Origin of the sequence: Nonomuraea mesophila, from assembly GCF_004352805.1 — a bacterium.
Taxonomy (GTDB): domain Bacteria; phylum Actinomycetota; class Actinomycetes; order Streptosporangiales; family Streptosporangiaceae; genus Nonomuraea; species Nonomuraea longispora.
The window spans coordinates 1-17959 of the sequence record NZ_SMLD01000183.1; the positions used below are offsets into that span (position 1 = coordinate 1).

Below are 17959 nucleotides of genomic sequence, written 5' to 3' on the forward strand. Positions count from 1 at the left end.
GGCACGGGCCGGGGAGCCACGCGCGCCCGCCCGCGCGGGCACTCCCCCACCCGCACCCCGTCCGTGCACAACCCGTCGCGGTAGACCGTCACCTGGGGCAGAGCCACCTGGGGTGAGGCCCGCCGCTGCCGGGGCGGCACGGAGATCGACACCTTCGGCCGGGGCCGGTGCCGCGCCGACACCTTGGGCACGGTCACCCGTCCCGGCCTGGCGGTGACGCCCTTCGGGGGCGCCGGGGCGCGTACGGTCACCCGCGGCGCGGGGCCCGGCCACGGCGCCCGGTCGGCCGCCGCCCCGCTCACGTCGGCACCGGTGACGCCGCCCATGAGCACGGCGGCGGCGAGCAGCAGCGCAGCACGCCTGACGGCCACGGTCACAGCCCTCCGGCGATCCGCGTGAACTCCTGCAGCGCCCCGGTGAACGCCTCCGGCCCGACGGCCAGCGGCCCGGCGAAGGCGCGCGCGATGTCCCACGTGAGGTAGGTGCCGAAGCCGAGCAGCGCCGCGGTCGCCACCAGCGGCAGGATGGCCAGGCCGCGCGGTCTGGCCCCGGCCAGGAACGGGAAGACGACGACGAGCGCCCCGGTGAGGACCGTCAGGACCATGAGCCCGTCGGGCGGGGTCGCGGCGGCGTCGGCGGTGCGCTGGGCGCGCGCGGCGGCGATGCTCCTGATGTGGTCGAGCACGGCGGCCTTGGCGTCGCTCTGCTCGTCGCCCTCCACCTTCACGGCGTGGACGGCGCCGCGCAGCTGGTCCATCCTTGCGCCGCCGACCGGGTCCATCGCGCCCTCGGCCATGAGCGGCCATTCGTCCCTGATCACGAACGTGACGTAGTCGTGCAACGCCCTGCGCACCTCCTGGGGTGCCGTGCCCGGCAGCTCGCCGGCGGCCCAGTAGGCGTCGACGGCGGCCCGGCTCTCGGCATGGGTGTTGAGCCGGGCGGCGTCGGCCGTGGTCCACGGCACGATGACCGCGATGGCGAACACCAGCAGGAACATGGCCGACAACATGGCCCCCGCGTGTGCGGCGGAGGGGCCGCCGGGGTCGCGGTCCTCCCCCGCCGCCCTGATCCGCCTGAACACCAGCGCGGTGAGCGCCACGGCACCCACCGCCGCCAGGATGGAGAGTGTGTACGCCACCATGAAGATCTCCCGAGCCCTGTCGACTACGCAGTGCGACATTACTATCACATAGGGCGACGATGGCGGCAGGCGGTGATCGGTAAAGTCCCGGGCATGTCGCGGTCCGGCGCGGTCACAGCCGGTCGGACAACCTGCGGGCCTCCTCCGCCCATCCGGCCAGGAACATCAGGGCGGCGCCGCGTTCGCGGTAACGGCGGGCGGCGTCGACCGGCCTGGCCCCGCCGTAGTCGAGTTGGCGCTCTCCCGCCCGCGCCAGCATCAGCGGGGCCAGGAAGTCGTACTTGATCGCCGACGCGCACACCGCCAGCCGCACGAGGCGCTCGTCGCAGCGCCGGCCGGACTCGCGCAGCCCCCGCAGGTAGGCCCCGTAGACGGCCGCGTCCAGCTCGGGCAGGAGGGCGGCGGGGAGGAACAGGTCGAAGACGCTGTCGGGGATGTGGTTGCCGATGTCCTCGCCGACCGCGCCGTCGCCGGCGAACGCCCAGTCGAGCAGCACGCTTTCGCCGTCGCGGTCGATGACGTTGCTGGGCCACACGTCGAGGTGGCACAGCGTCCTCGGCAGCGACTCCATGATCGACAGGAACTGCTCGCGGTCGCGGTGGAGGCGTACGAGCTCGGCGCGCAGGCCGGGCGGGAAGTTCTCCGCGACGAGGGGATGCCGCCAGGCCGCGTCGTCGTCGAGCAGCTCGTACGGCACCGGGCGCGACCCCGTGTAGCCGCGCAGGAAGGACCGGCTCAGCCAGGGCCGCTCCACTTCTCCCGCCGCCCCCTGAGCCAGGCCGAGCTGGTGCCCGAGGAGGGCGTGGCGGTCGACGGTCCAGGAGGTGCCCGGCCTGCCGGGGACGTCTTCGAACCACAGCGCGAGGTCGCCGTCGTCCCGCTCGATCAGCGCGAGCAGCTTCGGGGCGCGCGCCCCGGCACGGGCCCACATCTGCGGCAGGCCGTCGGCGTGGACGTCGGCCTCCCTGCGCCAGTAGTTCCAGTGGCGCGGGTCGTCGGAGTGAGCCCACCCTTCGGGGGCGTCCTTCCTCCTGGTCAGCACCTTGAGCACGGCCGAACGCGAGCCCCTGCGGACCCTCCAGATGCCGCGGGTGACACCGTTGCCGGGGTTGTGCGTGAGCGGCTCAATGACGGCGTCGCCGCCGCCGAGCACCTGCGCGAACTCCTCTTCCACGCGCGAAACCCTAGACCGTGACGGCACGGCGGCCGTGTGCCGGGAGGCGGAGCAGGCCGGGGCAGGTGTGGGCGGGCCCGCTAGGGCAGCTCGACGAAGGACCGCTCCTCTCTTGGTGGCCGGGCACGAATCCCGGCGGGCGCACCATGGCATACCGTCGCCAGTGAACGCGTCCACGAGGAGGAGCGGCAGGTTGATCGAGGTCAGGGAGCTCCACGAGATGGCGGAGTTCGAGCAGGTCAACGACCTGTTCGAGGACATCTGGCACTTCGGGCCCGGCGACCCGCCCATCACGGTGGAGCTGATGCGGGCGCTGTCGCACTCGGGCGGCTACGTCGCCGGCGCCTTCGAGGGCGGCCGGTTGGTGGGCGGCTCGGTCGGGTTCCTCGCGGCGGGCGGCGCGCTGCACTCGCACGTCACCGGAACGACGCGGCGCGGCGCCGGGTTCGAGCTGAAGCTGCACCAGCGCCGCTGGGCCCTGGGGCGCGGGATCGAGCGCATCACCTGGACCTACGATCCCCTGGTGCGCCGCAACGCCCACTTCAACCTGGCGAAGCTGGGGGCGCGGCCCGAGGAGTACCTGCCGCGCTTCTACGGCGTCATGGCCGACGCCATCAACCAGGGGGACGAGTCGGACCGGCTGCTCGCGGTGTGGCCGCTGACCGCGCCGCACGTGGAGGCGCTGGCCCGGCGGGAGCCTGACGAGAGCCCGGCCCCGGACGGCGCGGTGGTCGCGCTGGCCGACGAGGGGGGCAGGCCGGTGGCGGGGCCGGCGAAGGCGGGCACGGTGCTGGTCGCCGTCCCCGCCGACATCGAGGGGTTGCGCGGCAGCGACCCGGGAACGGCCAAGGCGTGGCGGCTCGCCGTGCGCGAGGTGCTGGGGGGCCTGATGGCGGAGGGCCGCGCGGTCACGGGGTTCTGCGGTAAGTCCTACTACGTGGTGGAGCAAGTGTGAAGATCACTGGAGTTGAGCTGCGCCGGATCGCGATGCCGCTGGTGGCGCCGTTCCGCACCTCGTTCGGCACGGAGACGTCCCGCGACGTCCTGCTCGTCAGGGTGGTGACGCCGGACGCCGAGGGCTGGGCCGAGTGCGTGGCGATGTCCGAGCCGCTCTATTCCTCCGAGTACGTCGACGGCGCCGCCGAGGTGATCCGCCGTTTCCTGCTGCCCGCGTTGCCGTCGAACGTCGACGCGCAGGGCGTGGCCCGCGCGCTGGAGCCGGTCAAGGGCCACCGCATGGCCAAGGCCGCGGTGGAGACGGCGGTGCTGGACGCGCAGCTCAGGGCGGCGGGCGAGTCGTTCGGCCGGTTCCTCGGCGCGTCGCGCGGCCGGGTGCCGTGCGGGGTGTCGGTCGGCATCATGGACTCGGTCCCGCAGCTCCTCGACGCGGTGGCGGGCTACCTGGACGAGGGATATGTCCGCATCAAGCTGAAGATCGAGCCCGGCTGGGACGTCGAGCCGGTCAGGGCGGTGCGCGAACGGTTCGGCGACGACGTGCTGCTCCAGGTCGACGCGAACGCCGCCTACTCGCTGGCCGACGCCCGGCGGCTGGCCCGGCTCGACGCGTTCGACCTGCTGCTGATCGAGCAGCCGCTGGCCAACGACGACCTGGTGCAGCACGCCAAGCTGGCCGAGCAGCTGACGACGCCGGTCTGCCTGGACGAGTCGATCGAGTCGGCCGAGCACGCCGCGGCGGCGATCGCGCTCGGCTCCTGCTCGATCGTCAACGTCAAGCCGGGCCGGGTCGGCGGCTACCTCGAGGCGCGGCGCATCCATGACCTGTGCCGGGCCAACGGCGTCGCGGTGTGGTGCGGCGGCATGCTGGAGACCGGGCTGGGCCGGGCGGCGAACGTGGCGCTGGCGGCGCTGCCGGGGTTCACGCTGCCGGGCGACACCTCGGGGTCGCGCCGCTATTACGCGACCGACGTCACCGAACCGTTCGAGCTGGTGGACGGGCATCTCGACGTGCCGTCCGGGCCGGGCCTCGGCGTCGAGCCGATCCCCGACGTGCTCGACGAGGTGACCACGGCCACGGAGTGGATCACCCTGTAGGGCGCTCGTGCCTCACGCGAGCTGCGTGAGAACGTGGATGCCCTCCTCGCCGACCGGCCGCAGCAGGCAGAAGGTGTATCCGCCGGTCGTGACGGGGGCGAACTCCCGCACCGCCCGGCAGCTCCACCAGTGCCCGGCGTCGGGGCGTTCGCGCCGCAGGAGCTCGACGACGGCCGCGGCGCGAGGGTCGTCCGGGAGGTGGCCGGTGTTGGCCCGGAACTGCTCGTACAGGCCGCGCAGCAGCGGCTCCACCTCGGTCAGGCGGTCGTTCGCGCGGGTGGCGAGCATGATGAGGAGGTTGCGCCGCTCGATCGGCACGCTGTCCGGATCGCCCCAGAAGCGCCGATAGGCGGCGTTGCCGGCGTGCCAGCGTGTGGCGGTGCGCCGCCGCGCCCATGCCGAGGACCCGGCAGATCGCGTCGAGCACCTGGCAGGTGGTGCTCGCCCTGCCCTGCTCCAGCCACGTGTACCAGGCGACGCTGACCCCGGCCAGCGCGGCGACCTCCTCGCGGCGCAGCCCGGGAGTGCGCCGCCGCCCGCCGCCGGCCAGGCCCACGATCGCCTTCTACGAGCGGCTTCAGCGAACGACGGCCGACGCGCGGTTCGCCTTCGCGGCGGCGGGGCTAGAACTGGCCACGGTGGGCGCGTTCCTGATCATCGCCGGCGACGACTCGGCGGTGCGCCCGTTCCGGAGCACGGTGCGGACTCTGCTGGTGGACGACGTGCTGCCGTACCACGAACGGCTGACGGCCGAGGGCGCGGAGATCGTTCCCCCTTCAGGCTGTGCCGACCGGCTTCAACGCCCGGCACCCCGACGGGACGGTGGTGGAGTACGTCCACCACCGCCCCACCCCGGACGGCCGCTGATCGCGTGACGCGCGATCACTCACCGGCATCGTCGTTCAGCCGCCCTCTGAGCCGGGGAACCGCGGCCAGCAGGGAGCGCGTGTAGTCGTGCGCGGGCTCGCCGACGACCTGCTCGGCGGGGCCCGCCTCGACCAGCCGGCCCCGGTGCATGACGGCGACCACGTCGGCGACGTACCTGACCACGGCCAGGTTGTGCGAGATGAACAACATCGGCAGGCCCAGCTCGTCGCGCAGGCCGCGGACGAGGTTGAGCACGGCGCCCTGGACCGACACGTCGAGCGCGCTGGTGATCTCGTCGGCGACCAGCAGGCCGGGGTCGCCGCCCAGGGCCCTGGCGATGGCGACGCGCTGCCGCTGGCCGCCGGACAGCTCGCGCGGGTAGCGGACGGCCACCTCCGCAGGCAGCCGTACGAGGCCGAGCAGCCGCTTCACCTCTGCGTCGCGGTCGCGGCCCCTGATGCCCTCCGCGACCGTGTCGCCGACGGTCATGCGGGGGTTCAGCGACGCGTACGGGTCCTGGAACACCATCTGCACCCGGTGGGCGCCCTCGATGCTCCCCGTGTACGGCACGAGCCCGCACACGGCCCTGGCCAGCGAGGACTTGCCGGACCCCGACTCGCCGACGAGCCCGACGACGCGGCCGTCGGGGATCTCCAGCGTGACGTCGTCGACGGCGGTGAAGTCGCCGAACCGCACGGTCAGGTTCTTGATGATCATGACACCTCCCAGCAGGCGACCCGCTGGAGGGGGCCGTGCGCGACGAGTTCCGGGCGTTGCTCGGCGCAGCGCCCGGTGGCCAGGGAGCAGCGGGGGGCGAAGGCGCAGCCGGGGCCGACCTGGTCTGGCGCGGGCTGGGTGCCGGGGATGCCGGCCAGCGGACGGGTCCTGTCGGTGTCGAGGTCGGGCAGGGAGGCGATCAGCGCCCTGGTGTAGGGGTGCGCGGCGCCGTCGGCGAGCCGGTCGGCGGGCAGTTCCTCGACGACGCGGCCGGCGTACATGACGACGACGCGGTCGCACAGCTCGCCGACGACGGCGATGTCGTGCGAGATGAACAGCGTGGCCGCGCCCGTCTCGGCCACGACCTCGCGCAGCAGGCGCAGGATCTGCCGCTGCACGGTCACGTCGAGGGCGGTCGTGGGCTCGTCGGCGATGATCAGGCGGGGTGTGCCCATCAGGCCCATGGCGATCACGGCGCGCTGCCGCATGCCGCCGGACAGCTCGTGGGGGTGCTGGGCGGCCCGCCGCTCGGGTTCGGGCAGGTGCACCTGGCCGAGCCGGTCGACGGCGCGGCGGCGGGCCTCGGCCCGGGTCGCGCCCTCGTGCACGACGGCGACCTCGGCGAGCTGGCCGCCGACCTTGAGCGCGGGGTTGAGCGCGGCGAGCGGGTCCTGGAAGACCATGGCGAGCGTGGTGCCGAGCTCCTTGTCCGACAGCTCGGCGATGTCCCTGCCGCCCAGGTGCAGCCGCCCGTACGTGACCTTCCCCGGGTAGGGGACGAGCCCGCCGATGGCGGACGCGGTCATGCTCTTGCCGCTGCCGGACTCGCCCACGAGCCCGACGACCTCGCCGGGCGCGACGGTCAGCGACAGGTTTCGCACGGGGGCGGAGCCGCCGGGGAACGTGACGGTCAGGTCCCGTACGTCCAGCACGGCGCCGGGGTCCGGCTCGCCGGGCTCGGGCGGCGGCGCCGGCTGTTCCTCCGCCTTGCCCGCGGTCGTGCGCGCGGCGGCTCTGGCCAGGGCGTCGCCCAGCAGGTTGAAGCCGATGCCGGCGAGCGCGACGGCGGCGGCGGGGCCGAGCGCCACCTCGGGCGTCACGTAGATCCGGGAGAACCCGTCGAACAGCAGCCGGCCCCAGTCGAACGACGGCGGCTGCACGCCGAGCCCCAGGAACGACATGCCGGCCAGGCCGAGCAGGGCGCCGCCGAGCGCCTGGGTGAGGTTGAGGATGAGCGGCTCGGCGATGTTGGGCAGCACGTGCCGGGACAGGATGCGCCGGCGGGGCACGCCGAGCATGCGGGCGGCCGAGACGTAGTCGGCCCCGGCGACCGAGGCGGCCAGCGTCTGGGTGAGCCGGGCGAAGCCGGGCGCGATGGCCGCGCCGATGCCGAGCACCGCGCCGCGCGCGCCGAGGCCGGTGACGACCGCGGTGAACATGGCCAGCAGCAGCCCGGGGAAGGCCACCAGCGCGTTGACCGTGCCGGTGGCCAGCCGGGCGCCCCGCCTGGGCAGCACGGACGGAAGTGTGCCGAGCACGATGCCGGCGACGGCGCCGATGAGGGTGGCGGCCAGCGCGAGCGCCAGCGAGAACCGGCCCGCCACCAGCACCCTGGCCAGCAGGTCGCGGCCCAGGTTGTCGGTGCCGAGCGGGTGCTCGGCCGAGGCGCCCTGGAGGATGGCGCCGGCGTCGATGCGCTCGGCCGCCTCGCCCCAGACGATCGGGCCGGCGACGGCGAGCGCCGCCATGAGCGCGACGATCACGGCTCCGGCCACGGCGGGGCCGCTCCAGCGGAGGGACATCAGGACTGCTCCCTGATCTCAGAGGTGGGGTCGAGGGCGCCGAGCAGCAGGTCGACGGCCAGATTCACGACCAGCACGATCGCGCCGTAGACGAGGATCACTCCCTGGGCGACCGGGTAGTCCTTCTGCGTGATCGCCTCGACGATCTTCAGCCCGAGGCCGGGCCAGGCGAAGACGTACTCGACGAGCACGCTGCCGGCGATGAGCGAGGTCAGCAGCAGCCCGCACACCGTCAGGGTGGCGGTGAGCGTGTTGGGCAGCACGTGCCGCAGGTGCAGCCGGCGCGCGGGCAGGCGTTTGGCCCTGGCCAGGCGCACGTAGTCCTTGCCCAGCTCGCGCAGGGTCTCCACGCGGGCGATGCGGGCGATCATGGCGACGGGGCCGGCCGCGAGGGCGAGGACCGGCAGCACGTACGTGATCGGCCCGGCCTTGCCCGCGGGCGGGAACCAGCCGAGGCCGATGGCGAAGGCGGACACCAGGCCGATCGCGTACAGGAACTCGGGGACGGCCACGGCGGTGCCGGTGACGGAGCCGAACGTCAGCTCGGAGCCGCGGTTGCGGCCGTCCTGGGTGCGTACGGCCGCCCACATGCCGAGCGGGACGCCCGCCAGCAGGGCGAGGAGGGTGGCGAGGAGGGCCAGGGCGAGGGTGTTGGGGAGACGGGCGGCGATGACGTCGCCGACGGGCTCGCTGGAGAGGAACGAAGTCCCGAGATCTCCGGACAGTACGTTGGTCACGTACGTCATGAACTGCTCCGGGAGCGGGCGGTCCAGGCCGAGCGCCGCCCTGCGCGCCTCCACCAGCTCCACCGGGGCGGCCGGCCCGAGCGACGTGCGCACGGGGTCGCCGGGGATGAGGTGGATCATCGCGAAGGACGCGGCGAGCAGCACGGCCAGCGACACGGCGAACCGCACCGCCCGCCGCACGACGCCCCGCGCCCTGCGCCGCGCCGCCCGCCGGCCCGCCTCGGGCGCGGGGCCGGGCCGCGTCTCTGTGGCCGTCACGGGCGTGTCGAGGCCGCTGCGGTCGGGCACTCAGCCTCCCTGGGTGAGCCTGATCGAGGTGGGCACGAACTCTCCCGCCTGCATGTCGTACGTCGCCCCCTTGGCCGCGTGCAGCACCGTGTTCTCCACCACCGGCACCAGGTCGGCGGCCTCGAACAGGGCCGACTCCGCCTCCAGCCACGTGCCGCAGCCCTCGGCCGACGGCAGCAGCCCCGCCTCGGCGACGAGCGACTCGTAGCGCTTGTTGTCCAGGTGGGCGAAGTTGGCCCCCTTGGGCGCGGCCGGGCCGGACAGGAAGCCGATCAGCTGCGAGGGCAGGGCGACGCCGATGGGCAGCCAGACGACGTCCCAGTCCTGGGTGGCGTTGAGCGACTCCGACAGCTTGGCGTCGATGATGCCGTTCAGCTTCACCTCGGCCCCCGCCTTGCGCCAGGCCTGGCCCAGGTACTCGACCGCGGCCTGCACCCCGGCGCCGCGCGTGGTGGCGTACATCAGCCGCAGCGTCAGCCGCTTGCCGTCCTTGACCCGCACCCCGTCGGGCCCCGCCTTCCAGCCGGCCGCGTCCAGGGCGGCCGCGGCGGCCGCCGGGTCGTGGGCGGGCACGTGCCCGGTGACCGAGTCGCCCTTGCAGGGGCGCGGCTCCATGACGAGCCCGGTGGCCGGCCTGCCGGTGCCGCTGGAGGCGATGCCCGCCAGCTCCTTGAGGTTGACGGCCTGGGTGAGCGCCTTGCGCACCTCGGGGTCGTGCGCGGGCCTGTCGTCGCCCTGGTGGTAGAAGAACTGGCCGTTGGTGAAGGGGACGACGTTCTTGACCACACCGGGCGTGGCCTCCAGGCGGGCGCGGTCGGGGCCGTAGACGGTCGCGCCGTTGATGGTGCCGGAGATGAGCAGGTTGGCGGCGGTCTGCTCGTTGGGGATGACCTTGAGCACGACGGTCTCCGGCAGGTCGGCGGCGGTCGCGCCGGCCGGGCCCCAGGCGTACTCCCTGCGGACCTTGAACGTGTAGTGGTCGCTGGGCACCGCCTCGGTCAGCTGGTACGGCCCGGTGCCCGAGGTGCCGCGGGCCAGCAGCGAACGGTCCTTGACGCCCTTGCCGCACACGATGAACAGCGACCTGGCGCTCTCCACGATGAAGCTGAACGGCTCCGGCATGGACAGCGTCACCGTGCCCGCGGCGTCGTCGGCGGTGGCCTTCATCCCGGTCGGCACCAGCACGCCGTAGATGGGCGACTTGGTGTCGGGGTCGGTGATGTGGTTGACGCTGCCGGCGACGTCGGAGGCGGTCAGCGGCGAGCCGTCGGAGCAGGTGACGTCCTTGCGCAGGGTGAACGTGGCGCTGTCCGGCTTGACCTCCCACTTCTCGGCCAGCCTGGGCACGAGCTTGCCGTCGTCCGAGGCGGTGACGAGCGTGTCGTACGCGAGCGAGAGCGTGGTGTTCGTGATCGAGAGCACGCCCATGGCGGGGTCGAGGCCACCGGGGTCGGCCGAGAGCGCGTAGGTGAACGTGCCGCCCCTGGCCGGCGCCCCGTCACCGCCGCCTCCGTCGCCACCGCCGCCTCCGCAGGCGGCCGCGAGCAGGGCGAGCGAGGTGAGAGCCGCAGCAGCCGGTGTTCTCATGGGGGACTCCCGTCGAGCGTGTGGGGTGTGCACCACCTTCGTCCCTCGCCGGGCCCGGGGCTTCGTGCCCGGTGACGAAAAAGCCGGGCGTCCTCGTGCTAGCGTCCGAAGATCCGCATCTGCAACATGACCGTGAGCCGGGCGTCGGGGTCCGACAGGTCGAGGCCGCTGATCTCGACGAGCCGCTTGAGCCGGTAGCGGAAGGTGTTGGCGTGCACGTGCACCCGGGCGCAGGCGGCGTTGACGTCGCCGAAGGCGTCCAGGTACGCCCGCAGCGTGGCGGTCAGCTCGGTGCCGTGCTCCGCGTCGTGTTCGAGCAGCCGCTGGTAGGGGCCGGTGGGCGCCTGCTCCTCCGCGGCGGCCACGTCGGCGACCTGGAGCAGCAGCGACTCGAAGTGCACGGAGGCGTACCCGGCGACCTGGCCGGTGGTGCCGCGGGAGCGCAGCACGCGCAGCGCCCGGTCGGCGTCCGCGCGTGACCTGGCGACGTGCGACAGGTTGAGCGCCAGGCGGCCCACGCCGATGTTGGCGGCGTGCCGGGGCCCGACCCTGGCCAGGAAGCTCTCGGCCACGCGCACGGCCCGCGCCTCCTCCCCGCTGCTCTGCTGCCCGCCCGACTGCAGCGGCAGCACGGCGTACGCGACCGAGCCGACGAGCGCGGCGGCGGCCTTGGGATGGATGGCGCCGACGTGCAGCGCGAGCGCGTCGCAGAAGCGCTGCCGGTCGCTCTCGCCGCGGGCGGGGTCGGCGGCGGAGTCGCCGGTCAGCTGGGCGGCGAGCACGCACAGGCGGGTGGTGGCGACGCCGAGCCGCTCGGCCGCCTCGGCGGCGTCGGTGCCGCCGGCCAGCACGGTGGACAGCAGGTCGGCGCGGAGCCGCCGCCGGGTGTCGGCCCCGGCCCGCTCACGCAGCAGCCGCAGCGCCACGATCTGGGCGGCGTCGGCGAGCGCCCGCCGCCGCTGCTCGCTGAGCGGCTCGTGCACGGCCACCCAGATGGAGCCGAGGATCTCGTCGCCGGTGCGGACGGCGACGGCGACCCGGTTGATGACGTTCGCGTCGTCGAGCTCCATGTAGACGGGCTCGCGGCTCTGGTAGAGCTGCTTGAAGAAGCCGTGCTCGTCGAGCATGCGCAGGTAGCGCTCGGGGACCTGACGGCCGAGCACGGTCTCGACGCGGCCCTGGTCGGCCTCGTCCTGCCGGCCGGAGTAGGCGAGCACCCGCGACGATCTGTCCTCGATGGTGACGGGCGCGTCCAGCAGCGCGCACACGGCGTTGGCCAGGGAGAACAGGTCGTCGGGCGGCCCCTCCCCCGGCTCGGCCAGGTCGCCCTCGGCCAGCAGCGAGCGCAGCAGCGCGGCGACCTGCGACCAGGAGGCCGCCCGGGTGAGCCCGAGCACGGCCACGCCGGTCTCCAGCACCACGGCCCGCACCCGCTCGTCGACGTCGACGGGCAGCTTGACGATGACGCCCGCGGCCTGTCCCGCCCGCTCGATCAGGGCGCAGATGTCGTCCGCGCCCTGGACGCCGACGGCCAGCACGATGCCGCCGGGCGGCACGATCAGCTCGTCGAGCGGATCGTAGATGTGCACGCCGGTGACCTCGGTGTCGAGATCGCCGGGTGAGGCGGCGACGTCGAGGACCGTGGTGCCGAGGTCGTGGAGGATGCGCCCGAGACTGGCACGCGGACGATTCCTCATCGGATCACGATAGTCCACGGGAAGGGACATCAGCCGGGCACGTCAGGCACGCGGCACCGCCTCGCCGAGCCTGTCCCGCAGGTCCATGCCGCCTCCTCAGCCGGTCCTGGGGGTGGCGCGGGCTCCCATGTGCACGTAGGGGGAGCCGTCGGGCAGCTCGTAGAACACGACGGACGCCCAGTCGGGCGAGCCGTTCATCCGGCACACGAACGTGACGTCGTCCACGGGCCGCAGCTCGCACTCCTCCGGCTCCTGCTGCAGGGCGGCCAGCGCTCCCGTGGCCTCGTAGCGCAGCCAGGGCCGCCCGTCGCGTTGTGACACCGTGATGCGGGCGCCCACCCGCTCGTAGACGCCGGTGTGGCGGGAGGCGTCCACCTCCGCGGCCTGGTCGAGCGGCTCCGGCTGCGGGGGCACGGTCAGGCCGTCGAGCTCGGCGAACAGCTCCGTGGCCACAGCGCGGGTGAAGGCGCCGGAGTGCCCGCCGTTGGCGGTGACGCACACGATGGTGCCGGTGCCGGGGACGGCCCAGAGCATGGCGTGCTGGCCGATGGTGTTGCCGCCGTGGGAGATGACGCGCTGCCCGTCCCACTCGTCCAGGATCCAGCCGATGCCCCACTGCTTGCCCAGGGTGTGCGGGTTGGGGATGTCAATCTGCGGCTCCCACATGGCCTGCGGCTCGTCGAGCAGGCCGCCCTCTCCAGTGGTACGCAGGTGGGCGCGGGCGAAGGCCACCACGTCGGCGGGGCGGGCGCAGATGAGCCCCGCCGGGCCGGCCGAGCGCATGAGCCCCCACATCGGGGCCGGCGCGCCGCCGTCCACGTGGCCCATCGCGGCGCGGAAGCGCAGCACGTCCTCGGGCAGGGTCCAGGTGTGGGTGAGGCCGAGCGGTTCGACGATCTCCTTCCTGAGCGCGTCGTCCCAGCGTTCGCCGGTCAGGCGCTCCACGATCCGGCCCGCGATGACGAACCCGGAGTTGCAGTAGGACTGAGTGGCGCCGAGCGGGTGGTTCTGGGACAGGTCGGCGCACGCCTCGACGTACCTCTCCACGCAGTCGTCGCCGCGGCCGGTGTCGAGGAAGAGGTCGCCGTCGATGCCGCTGGTGTGGGAGAGCAGGTGCCTGATGGTGACGGACTTGGTGACCTCGGCGTCGGCGACCCTGAACTCCGGCAGCACCTCCGCCACCGTGGTGTCCAGCGTCAGGCGGCCGCGCTCGACCAGCCGCATGAGCAGGGTCGCGGTCCACACCTTGGTGACCGAGCCGATCTGGTAGAGCGCGTCCGCGGTGGCCTCCACCCCGGTGGCGGTGTTGAGCGTGCCCGCCGCGAACTCGTGCAGCTCTCCCTCGTGCAGGTACGCCAGGGCCGCGCCGGGCACCTCGTACCGGGCGATCAGCTCGGCGAGCCGCTGACCCATTGCTCCAGCCACGCGATGATCCTTTCGTTGTAGTCGTGCCGGTGTGAGGGCCGGCCGTTCAGGATGAACAGGTGACTGGCGCCCGGGTAGCGCACCAGCCGGACGGGCACCCGACGTTCGCGCAGCGCGGCGAACCACTGCTCGGACTGGCCGACCGGGCAGCGGTCGTCGCTCTCGCCGTGCAGCAGGAGCGTGGGGGTGGTGACCTCGGACACGTACGTGATCGGCGACTGCGCCGCGAGGTCGCCGCCCCATTCGTGCACCTTCATCAGGCGCCCCAGGTCCGAGGTGCCGGCCATGCTGCTCAGGTCGCTCACGCACCCGCCGGGGATCGCGGCCTTGAAGCGGCCGGTGTGCCCCGTCAGCCAGCACGTCATGTAGCCGCCGTAGCTGTACCCGGTGACGGCCAGCCGGCCTGGGTCCGCGACGTTCTCCTCGACCAGCGTGTCGACGGCGGCGAGGAAGTCCTGCCCGTCGGCCAGCCCCCACGCGCCGACGGCCGCGGTGTAGAAGTCCTCGCCGTAGCCGTCGCTGGCCCGGGGGTTGAGCGCGAGCACCGTCCAGCCCTTGGCCGCCAGGACCTGGTGGTAGAGGTGGAAGCCGTCGAGCACGGGGGCCCAGGCGTTGTGCGGGCCGCCGTGCACGTCGAGCAGGAGCGGGCCGGGGGTGGCGGCGTTCTCGTCCCGCAGCACGAAGCCTTCGACCTGGGTGCCGTCGGGAGCGGTGAACATGCGGCGGGCGGGCGTGAACAGTTCGACGCCGTCGAGCGCGTGGTCGGTGAGCCGCTCCGGGGTTTCGCCCGGCCGGCCCAGGTAGACGTCGCCGGCGCTGTGGGAGGTCGCGGCCACGTACGCGATCCGGCCGGCCGCCGCGCTCGCCCCCGACACGCTCGTCTCCTCGGGCACCAGCCGCTCGCCCGGCGCACGGTAGAGGTGGGTGCAGCCGCGGTCGCGTACGCAGAACATCAGGTCGTCCCCGGTGAGCAGCGCGGGGGCGGCTCCTGGGTAGCCGGGGGCGCCGGTCATGACGTTGCGGTCCAGCCCCGTCTCGACCTCCTCAGGCACACCGCCGGGGGTGAGCGTGAACAGCCGTACGTGCCCGGCCGGGCCGCCCTTCGTGGCGGTGACGACCAGCCGCTCGCCCTCCCACCACACGCCGGTGCAGACGAGATCGGGACCGGTCAGGCGCCGCGGCTGCTCGCCCGGCGCCACGGTGTGGACGGCCCCGCCCGTCTCCAGGTCGCGCTCGTCCTCCATGTCCGCGACGAACGCCAGCCGCGTCCCGTCGGGGCTCCACGACGGCTCCCCCGCGAAGAAGCCGCCCTCGGTGACCTGGGCCGTCTCCCCGCTCGCCACGTCCACCACGAACAGGTGGGCGCCCATCCCGCGCAGCAGCCCCGTGCCGTCCGCCTTGTACTCCAGCCGGTCGATCACCACGGGCGCGTCCGCGTCGGGGGCCCGCCCTCCGGGCCCCACCGGTGCGCTGAACGCGATGCGGGTCCCGTCGGGCGACCATCGCGGTGCTCCCGCGCCCAGCGCCGCCGAGGTGATCGCGACCGGCTCGCCGCCGTCCATGGGGAGCAGGTTGATCTGCGGCCTGCCGTCCACGGGCCGCAGGAAGGCCAGCGTCCGCCCGTCCGGCGACCACCGGGCCGCGCTCCCGCCGGCCAGCCTGCGCGGCGCGGCGCCCGGAGCGGCGAGCCAGACCTCCGTACGGTTCTCGTCGGCGTCCCGGTCGACGGTGGTCAGCGTGTACGCCACCGCGCCGCCGTCGGGCCGCAGGCTGGGATCGGCGGGCACGGCGAAGCGGTAGAGATCATCCAGGGTGAGACGCGGCATATCCGAACCGTAGAGCAGCGCCCTCCCTCCTTCTTCGGGCTATCCGACGAACGGCGCCCGTTCCGTTGTGCCCCGGTCCAACCGGCTGCGGCCGGTGGGGCCGGCTGGGCATACTGACCCCTGATCCGATCTGAGGAACCCCATGACGTACCCGCCCGTGCCCCGGCTCGACATCATCCGCTACCTGGAGCGGCTTCCCGTACCCCTCACCTACGACGGCCCCTGTCGCGGCGGCCAGGTCGGCGCGGCGTACGTGCGATGGCCCGACGGCCACCGATCGGTGCTCACCCGGGGTCCCGACGTGAGCGAGCTGCTGGCGGTGGCGCGGGCGGCGGGCGTACCGGCGCCCGCGTACGAGCTGGTCCATCCGCCGGTCGTCGTCCAGGAGCTGCTGCCCGGCAGCCCGGCGCGCGTGCCCACGGCGGAGACCGTCCGTTCCATGATCGAGATCAACTGGCGGTGCCGCGGTGTGCTCGCGGGCCGTACCGACCTGCCGGGGCTCCCGCTGTACCTGCGGGAGGACGGCCCCGGGTTCTGCCTGCACGGGCCGCTGCGCGCGTACGACGGCCGGACGAGGCGGCTGCTCGACGAGGTGGAGGAGATCGGCCAGGCGTTCCCCGGCACCCTTGAGGGCGACGATCTGGTGCACATCGACTTCCATCCCGAGAACGTGCTGGTGGACGCGGCGGGGACGGTGACCGGCGTGATCGACTGGGACGGCGCCGTCCGCGGCGACGGCGACTTCGACCTGGTCACGCTCCGTTTCGACCTGGCCGGCCGCGCGCCCCACCTGCTGGCCGGCCTCCCTGACACGATGACGCCGGCTGCCTGGGCGCACATGAGCCTGCGCCTGGTGGACTGGGCCATCCGGCACCACTCCGCCTCCGACGTCACCCGCCGGCTCGACCTGGCTGACCGGCTCAGGCCGCGCTGACGCGACGCCTCGCGGGGCCCGCGGGAATAACCTGTTGCGTCCCCGTGCTGATGCCCGCACTATGTTCCTCATGTTCCCGCGCGCTCACCTTGCGACGCCCGCCCTGCCGGCGGGCGCGTTCGAGCGTGCCTGCGACGGCCTGGAGCGCTGACCTCTTCCCGTTTGTCCTGAAGTGACCCGGCGGGGGGAGGTCGACGGCCCTGACGGGTCACGAAGCTCAAGGAGTCTCGGGAAAGGGAATCATGGCCAAGCAGGCCTACGTGCGCAACAAGCCGCACCTCAACATCGGCACGATGGGCCACGTCGACCACGGCAAGACCACGCTGACCGCGGCGATCACCAAGGTGCTCGCGGCGCGGGGGCAGGCGACGTTCACGCCGTTCGAGCGGATCGACCGGACTCCGGAGGAGGCCTCCAGGGGGATCACGATCAACATCTCGCACGTCGAGTACGAGACCACCACCCGCCACTACGCGCACGTGGACATGCCGGGGCACGCCGACTACGTGAAGAACATGATCACGGGGGCGGCTCAGCTCGACGGCGCGATCCTCGTCGTGTCCGCGCACGACGGGATCATGCCGCAGACCCGCGAGCACGTGCTGCTCGCCAGGCGGGTCGGCGTCGAGCACCTCGTCGTGGCCGTCAACAAGGCCGACGGCGCCGACCCTGAGCTGCTCGACCTGGTCGAGCTGGAGCTGCAGGACCTGCTGACCGGGCAGGGCTACGACGGCGTCCCGATGGTGCGGGTGTCCGGGCTGCGGGCGCTGGAGGGCGACCCGGTCTGGACGGCGTCGATCGACGCGCTGCTCACGGCGGTGGACGAGCACATCCCCGTACCGGTGCGCTACGTCGACGCGCCGTTCCTCATGCCGGTGGAGAACGTGCTCACGGTCACCGGCCGCGGCACCGTCGTCACCGGCGCCATCGAGCGTGGCGCGGTGCGGGTCGGCGACCCGGTGGAGGCCGTCGGGTTCGGCGACGGGTTCAGCGCCGTCGTCACGGGCGTGGAGACGTTCGGCCGGACGATGGAGCGCGGCGAAGCCGGCGACAACGCGGCCGTGCTGCTGCGCGGGGTGCGCCGCGAGCAGGTGCGGCGCGGCATGGTGCTGGCCGAGCCGGGCAGCCAGCGGGCCCGCTCGTCGTTCACCGCCCGCGTCTACCTCCTCACCGCCGAGGAGGGCGGCCGGCGCAGGCCGATCGCGTCCGGGTACCGGCCGCAGTTCTACGTCCGCACGACCGACGTGCCCGGGGAGCTGACGCTGCCCGGGCCCGCGCAGCCGGGCGACACGGTCGAGGTGTCGGTGGAGCTGGGCAAGGCGGTCGCGCTGGAGCCCGGGCTCGGCTTCGCGATCCGCGAGGGCGGGCTGACGGTCGGCGCGGGCACGATCCTCACCGTGCCCTGACCACCCCGCCACAACCCGGGCCGGGCCGGCGAGGCGGCCGCCCCGGCCCGGCCTCACCCCACCGGCCCGACCAGCCGACACGACCCACCGATCCGACCGACCGACACGACCCACCGTCCGGGCCACCCAGTCCGGCGGCCCGGTCCGAACAGGCCGGTCGGGCCGGGCCCGCGGCGACCTGTCCGGTCGGGTTTCGGCTGGTCAGGTGCGGCCGGTCGGGCCGGTCAGGTCAGGTCAGGTCGGTCAGGTCGGGCCGGTCAAGTCAGGTCGGTCAGGTCGGGCTGGTCGGGCCGGGCG

General features: G+C 73.8%; 15 protein-coding genes and 2 pseudogenes. 5 read left to right on the top strand and 12 right to left on the bottom strand.

Annotation, left to right across the window (positions count from 1 at the left end; genetic code table 11):
* The 3 genes from E1295_RS40505 to E1295_RS40515 form a co-directional block, all read right to left on the bottom strand.
* Positions 1–377 (bottom strand): hypothetical protein (locus tag E1295_RS40505; RefSeq protein ID WP_220449138.1); only part of this gene is annotated, 377 nt, incomplete at its 3' end.
* Entirely contained in the window at positions 374–1141 is a 768-nt protein-coding gene (locus E1295_RS40510) for a bestrophin-like domain (protein WP_166427651.1), read from the bottom strand. The genes E1295_RS40505 and E1295_RS40510, both read right to left, overlap by 4 nt.
* 112 nt (positions 1142–1253) lie before the next feature.
* Positions 1254–2315, bottom strand: a complete 1062-nt coding sequence (locus E1295_RS40515; RefSeq protein WP_220449139.1) for an aminoglycoside phosphotransferase family protein — start codon at positions 2313–2315, stop codon at positions 1254–1256.
* A gap of 193 nt (positions 2316–2508) precedes the next feature.
* Between E1295_RS40515 and E1295_RS40520 the strand changes: the two genes are divergently transcribed.
* Positions 2509–3270 carry a GNAT family N-acetyltransferase gene (locus E1295_RS40520; protein WP_132639375.1) on the top strand — a complete coding sequence of 254 codons (762 nt, stop codon included), beginning with the start codon at positions 2509–2511 and terminating at the stop codon, positions 3268–3270.
* Positions 3267–4367, top strand: a complete 1101-nt coding sequence (gene menC, locus E1295_RS40525) for an o-succinylbenzoate synthase (RefSeq protein WP_181958120.1) — start codon at positions 3267–3269, stop codon at positions 4365–4367. The genes E1295_RS40520 and menC overlap by 4 nt, the downstream gene beginning before the upstream one ends.
* 12 nt (positions 4368–4379) lie before the next feature.
* Here the strand turns inward: menC and E1295_RS51485 are convergent.
* Positions 4380–4718: pseudogene (locus E1295_RS51485) on the bottom strand (MmyB family transcriptional regulator); the annotation flags it as partial.
* An 85-nt stretch (positions 4719–4803) separates the two neighbouring features.
* Positions 4804–4923 (bottom strand): annotated as a pseudogene (locus E1295_RS51490) (helix-turn-helix domain-containing protein); the annotation flags it as partial.
* Between E1295_RS51490 and E1295_RS52700 the strand changes: the two are divergent.
* Positions 4892–5242: a hypothetical protein gene (locus E1295_RS52700; protein ID WP_425465393.1), complete on the top strand. Its 351-nt coding sequence runs from the start codon at positions 4892–4894 to the stop codon at positions 5240–5242. The pseudogene E1295_RS51490 and the gene E1295_RS52700 sit on opposite strands and share 32 nt — an antisense overlap.
* Positions 5243–5249: 7 nt before the next feature.
* Here the strand turns inward: E1295_RS52700 and E1295_RS40545 are convergent, their stop codons facing one another.
* The 7 genes from E1295_RS40545 to E1295_RS40575 all read right to left on the bottom strand — a co-directional run bounded on the left by E1295_RS40545 (position 5250) and on the right by E1295_RS40575 (position 15322).
* Positions 5250–5951, bottom strand: a complete 702-nt coding sequence (locus E1295_RS40545) for an ABC transporter ATP-binding protein (RefSeq protein ID WP_132639379.1) — start codon at positions 5949–5951, stop codon at positions 5250–5252.
* A complete protein-coding gene (locus E1295_RS40550) occupies positions 5948–7753 on the bottom strand; it encodes a dipeptide/oligopeptide/nickel ABC transporter permease/ATP-binding protein (protein WP_132639381.1) in 1806 nt (601 codons plus the stop codon). The genes E1295_RS40545 and E1295_RS40550 overlap by 4 nt, the downstream gene beginning before the upstream one ends.
* Positions 7753–8787 (bottom strand): ABC transporter permease, encoded by a 1035-nt coding sequence (locus tag E1295_RS40555; RefSeq protein ID WP_246080951.1) that lies wholly within the window; start codon positions 8785–8787, stop codon positions 7753–7755. Before E1295_RS40555 ends, E1295_RS40550 begins: the two co-directional genes overlap by 1 nt.
* Entirely contained in the window at positions 8788–10374 is a 1587-nt protein-coding gene (locus E1295_RS40560) for an ABC transporter substrate-binding protein (protein ID WP_132639383.1), read from the bottom strand. It abuts the gene before it with no gap.
* A gap of 98 nt (positions 10375–10472) precedes the next feature.
* A complete protein-coding gene (locus E1295_RS40565; RefSeq protein WP_166427652.1) occupies positions 10473–12071 on the bottom strand; it encodes a PucR family transcriptional regulator in 1599 nt (532 codons plus the stop codon).
* Between the two features lie 96 nt (positions 12072–12167).
* Complete coding sequence (locus tag E1295_RS40570; RefSeq protein ID WP_246080953.1) at positions 12168–13496, bottom strand: serine hydrolase domain-containing protein; 1329 nt, start codon at positions 13494–13496, stop codon at positions 12168–12170.
* On the bottom strand, positions 13460–15322 hold the full coding sequence (locus tag E1295_RS40575) for a S9 family peptidase (RefSeq protein ID WP_132639388.1): 1863 nt from the start codon (positions 15320–15322) through the stop codon (positions 13460–13462). The genes E1295_RS40570 and E1295_RS40575 overlap by 37 nt, the downstream gene beginning before the upstream one ends.
* 142 nt (positions 15323–15464) lie before the next feature.
* Here E1295_RS40575 and E1295_RS40580 point away from each other — a divergent pair, with 142 nt between their 5' ends.
* Positions 15465–16256 (top strand): phosphotransferase, encoded by a 792-nt coding sequence (locus E1295_RS40580; RefSeq protein ID WP_132639390.1) that lies wholly within the window; start codon positions 15465–15467, stop codon positions 16254–16256.
* 242 nt (positions 16257–16498) lie between these two features.
* Positions 16499–17662 carry an elongation factor Tu gene (tuf, locus tag E1295_RS40585; RefSeq protein ID WP_132639393.1) on the top strand — a complete coding sequence of 388 codons (1164 nt, stop codon included), beginning with the start codon at positions 16499–16501 and terminating at the stop codon, positions 17660–17662.
* Positions 17663–17959 lie beyond the last annotated feature (297 nt).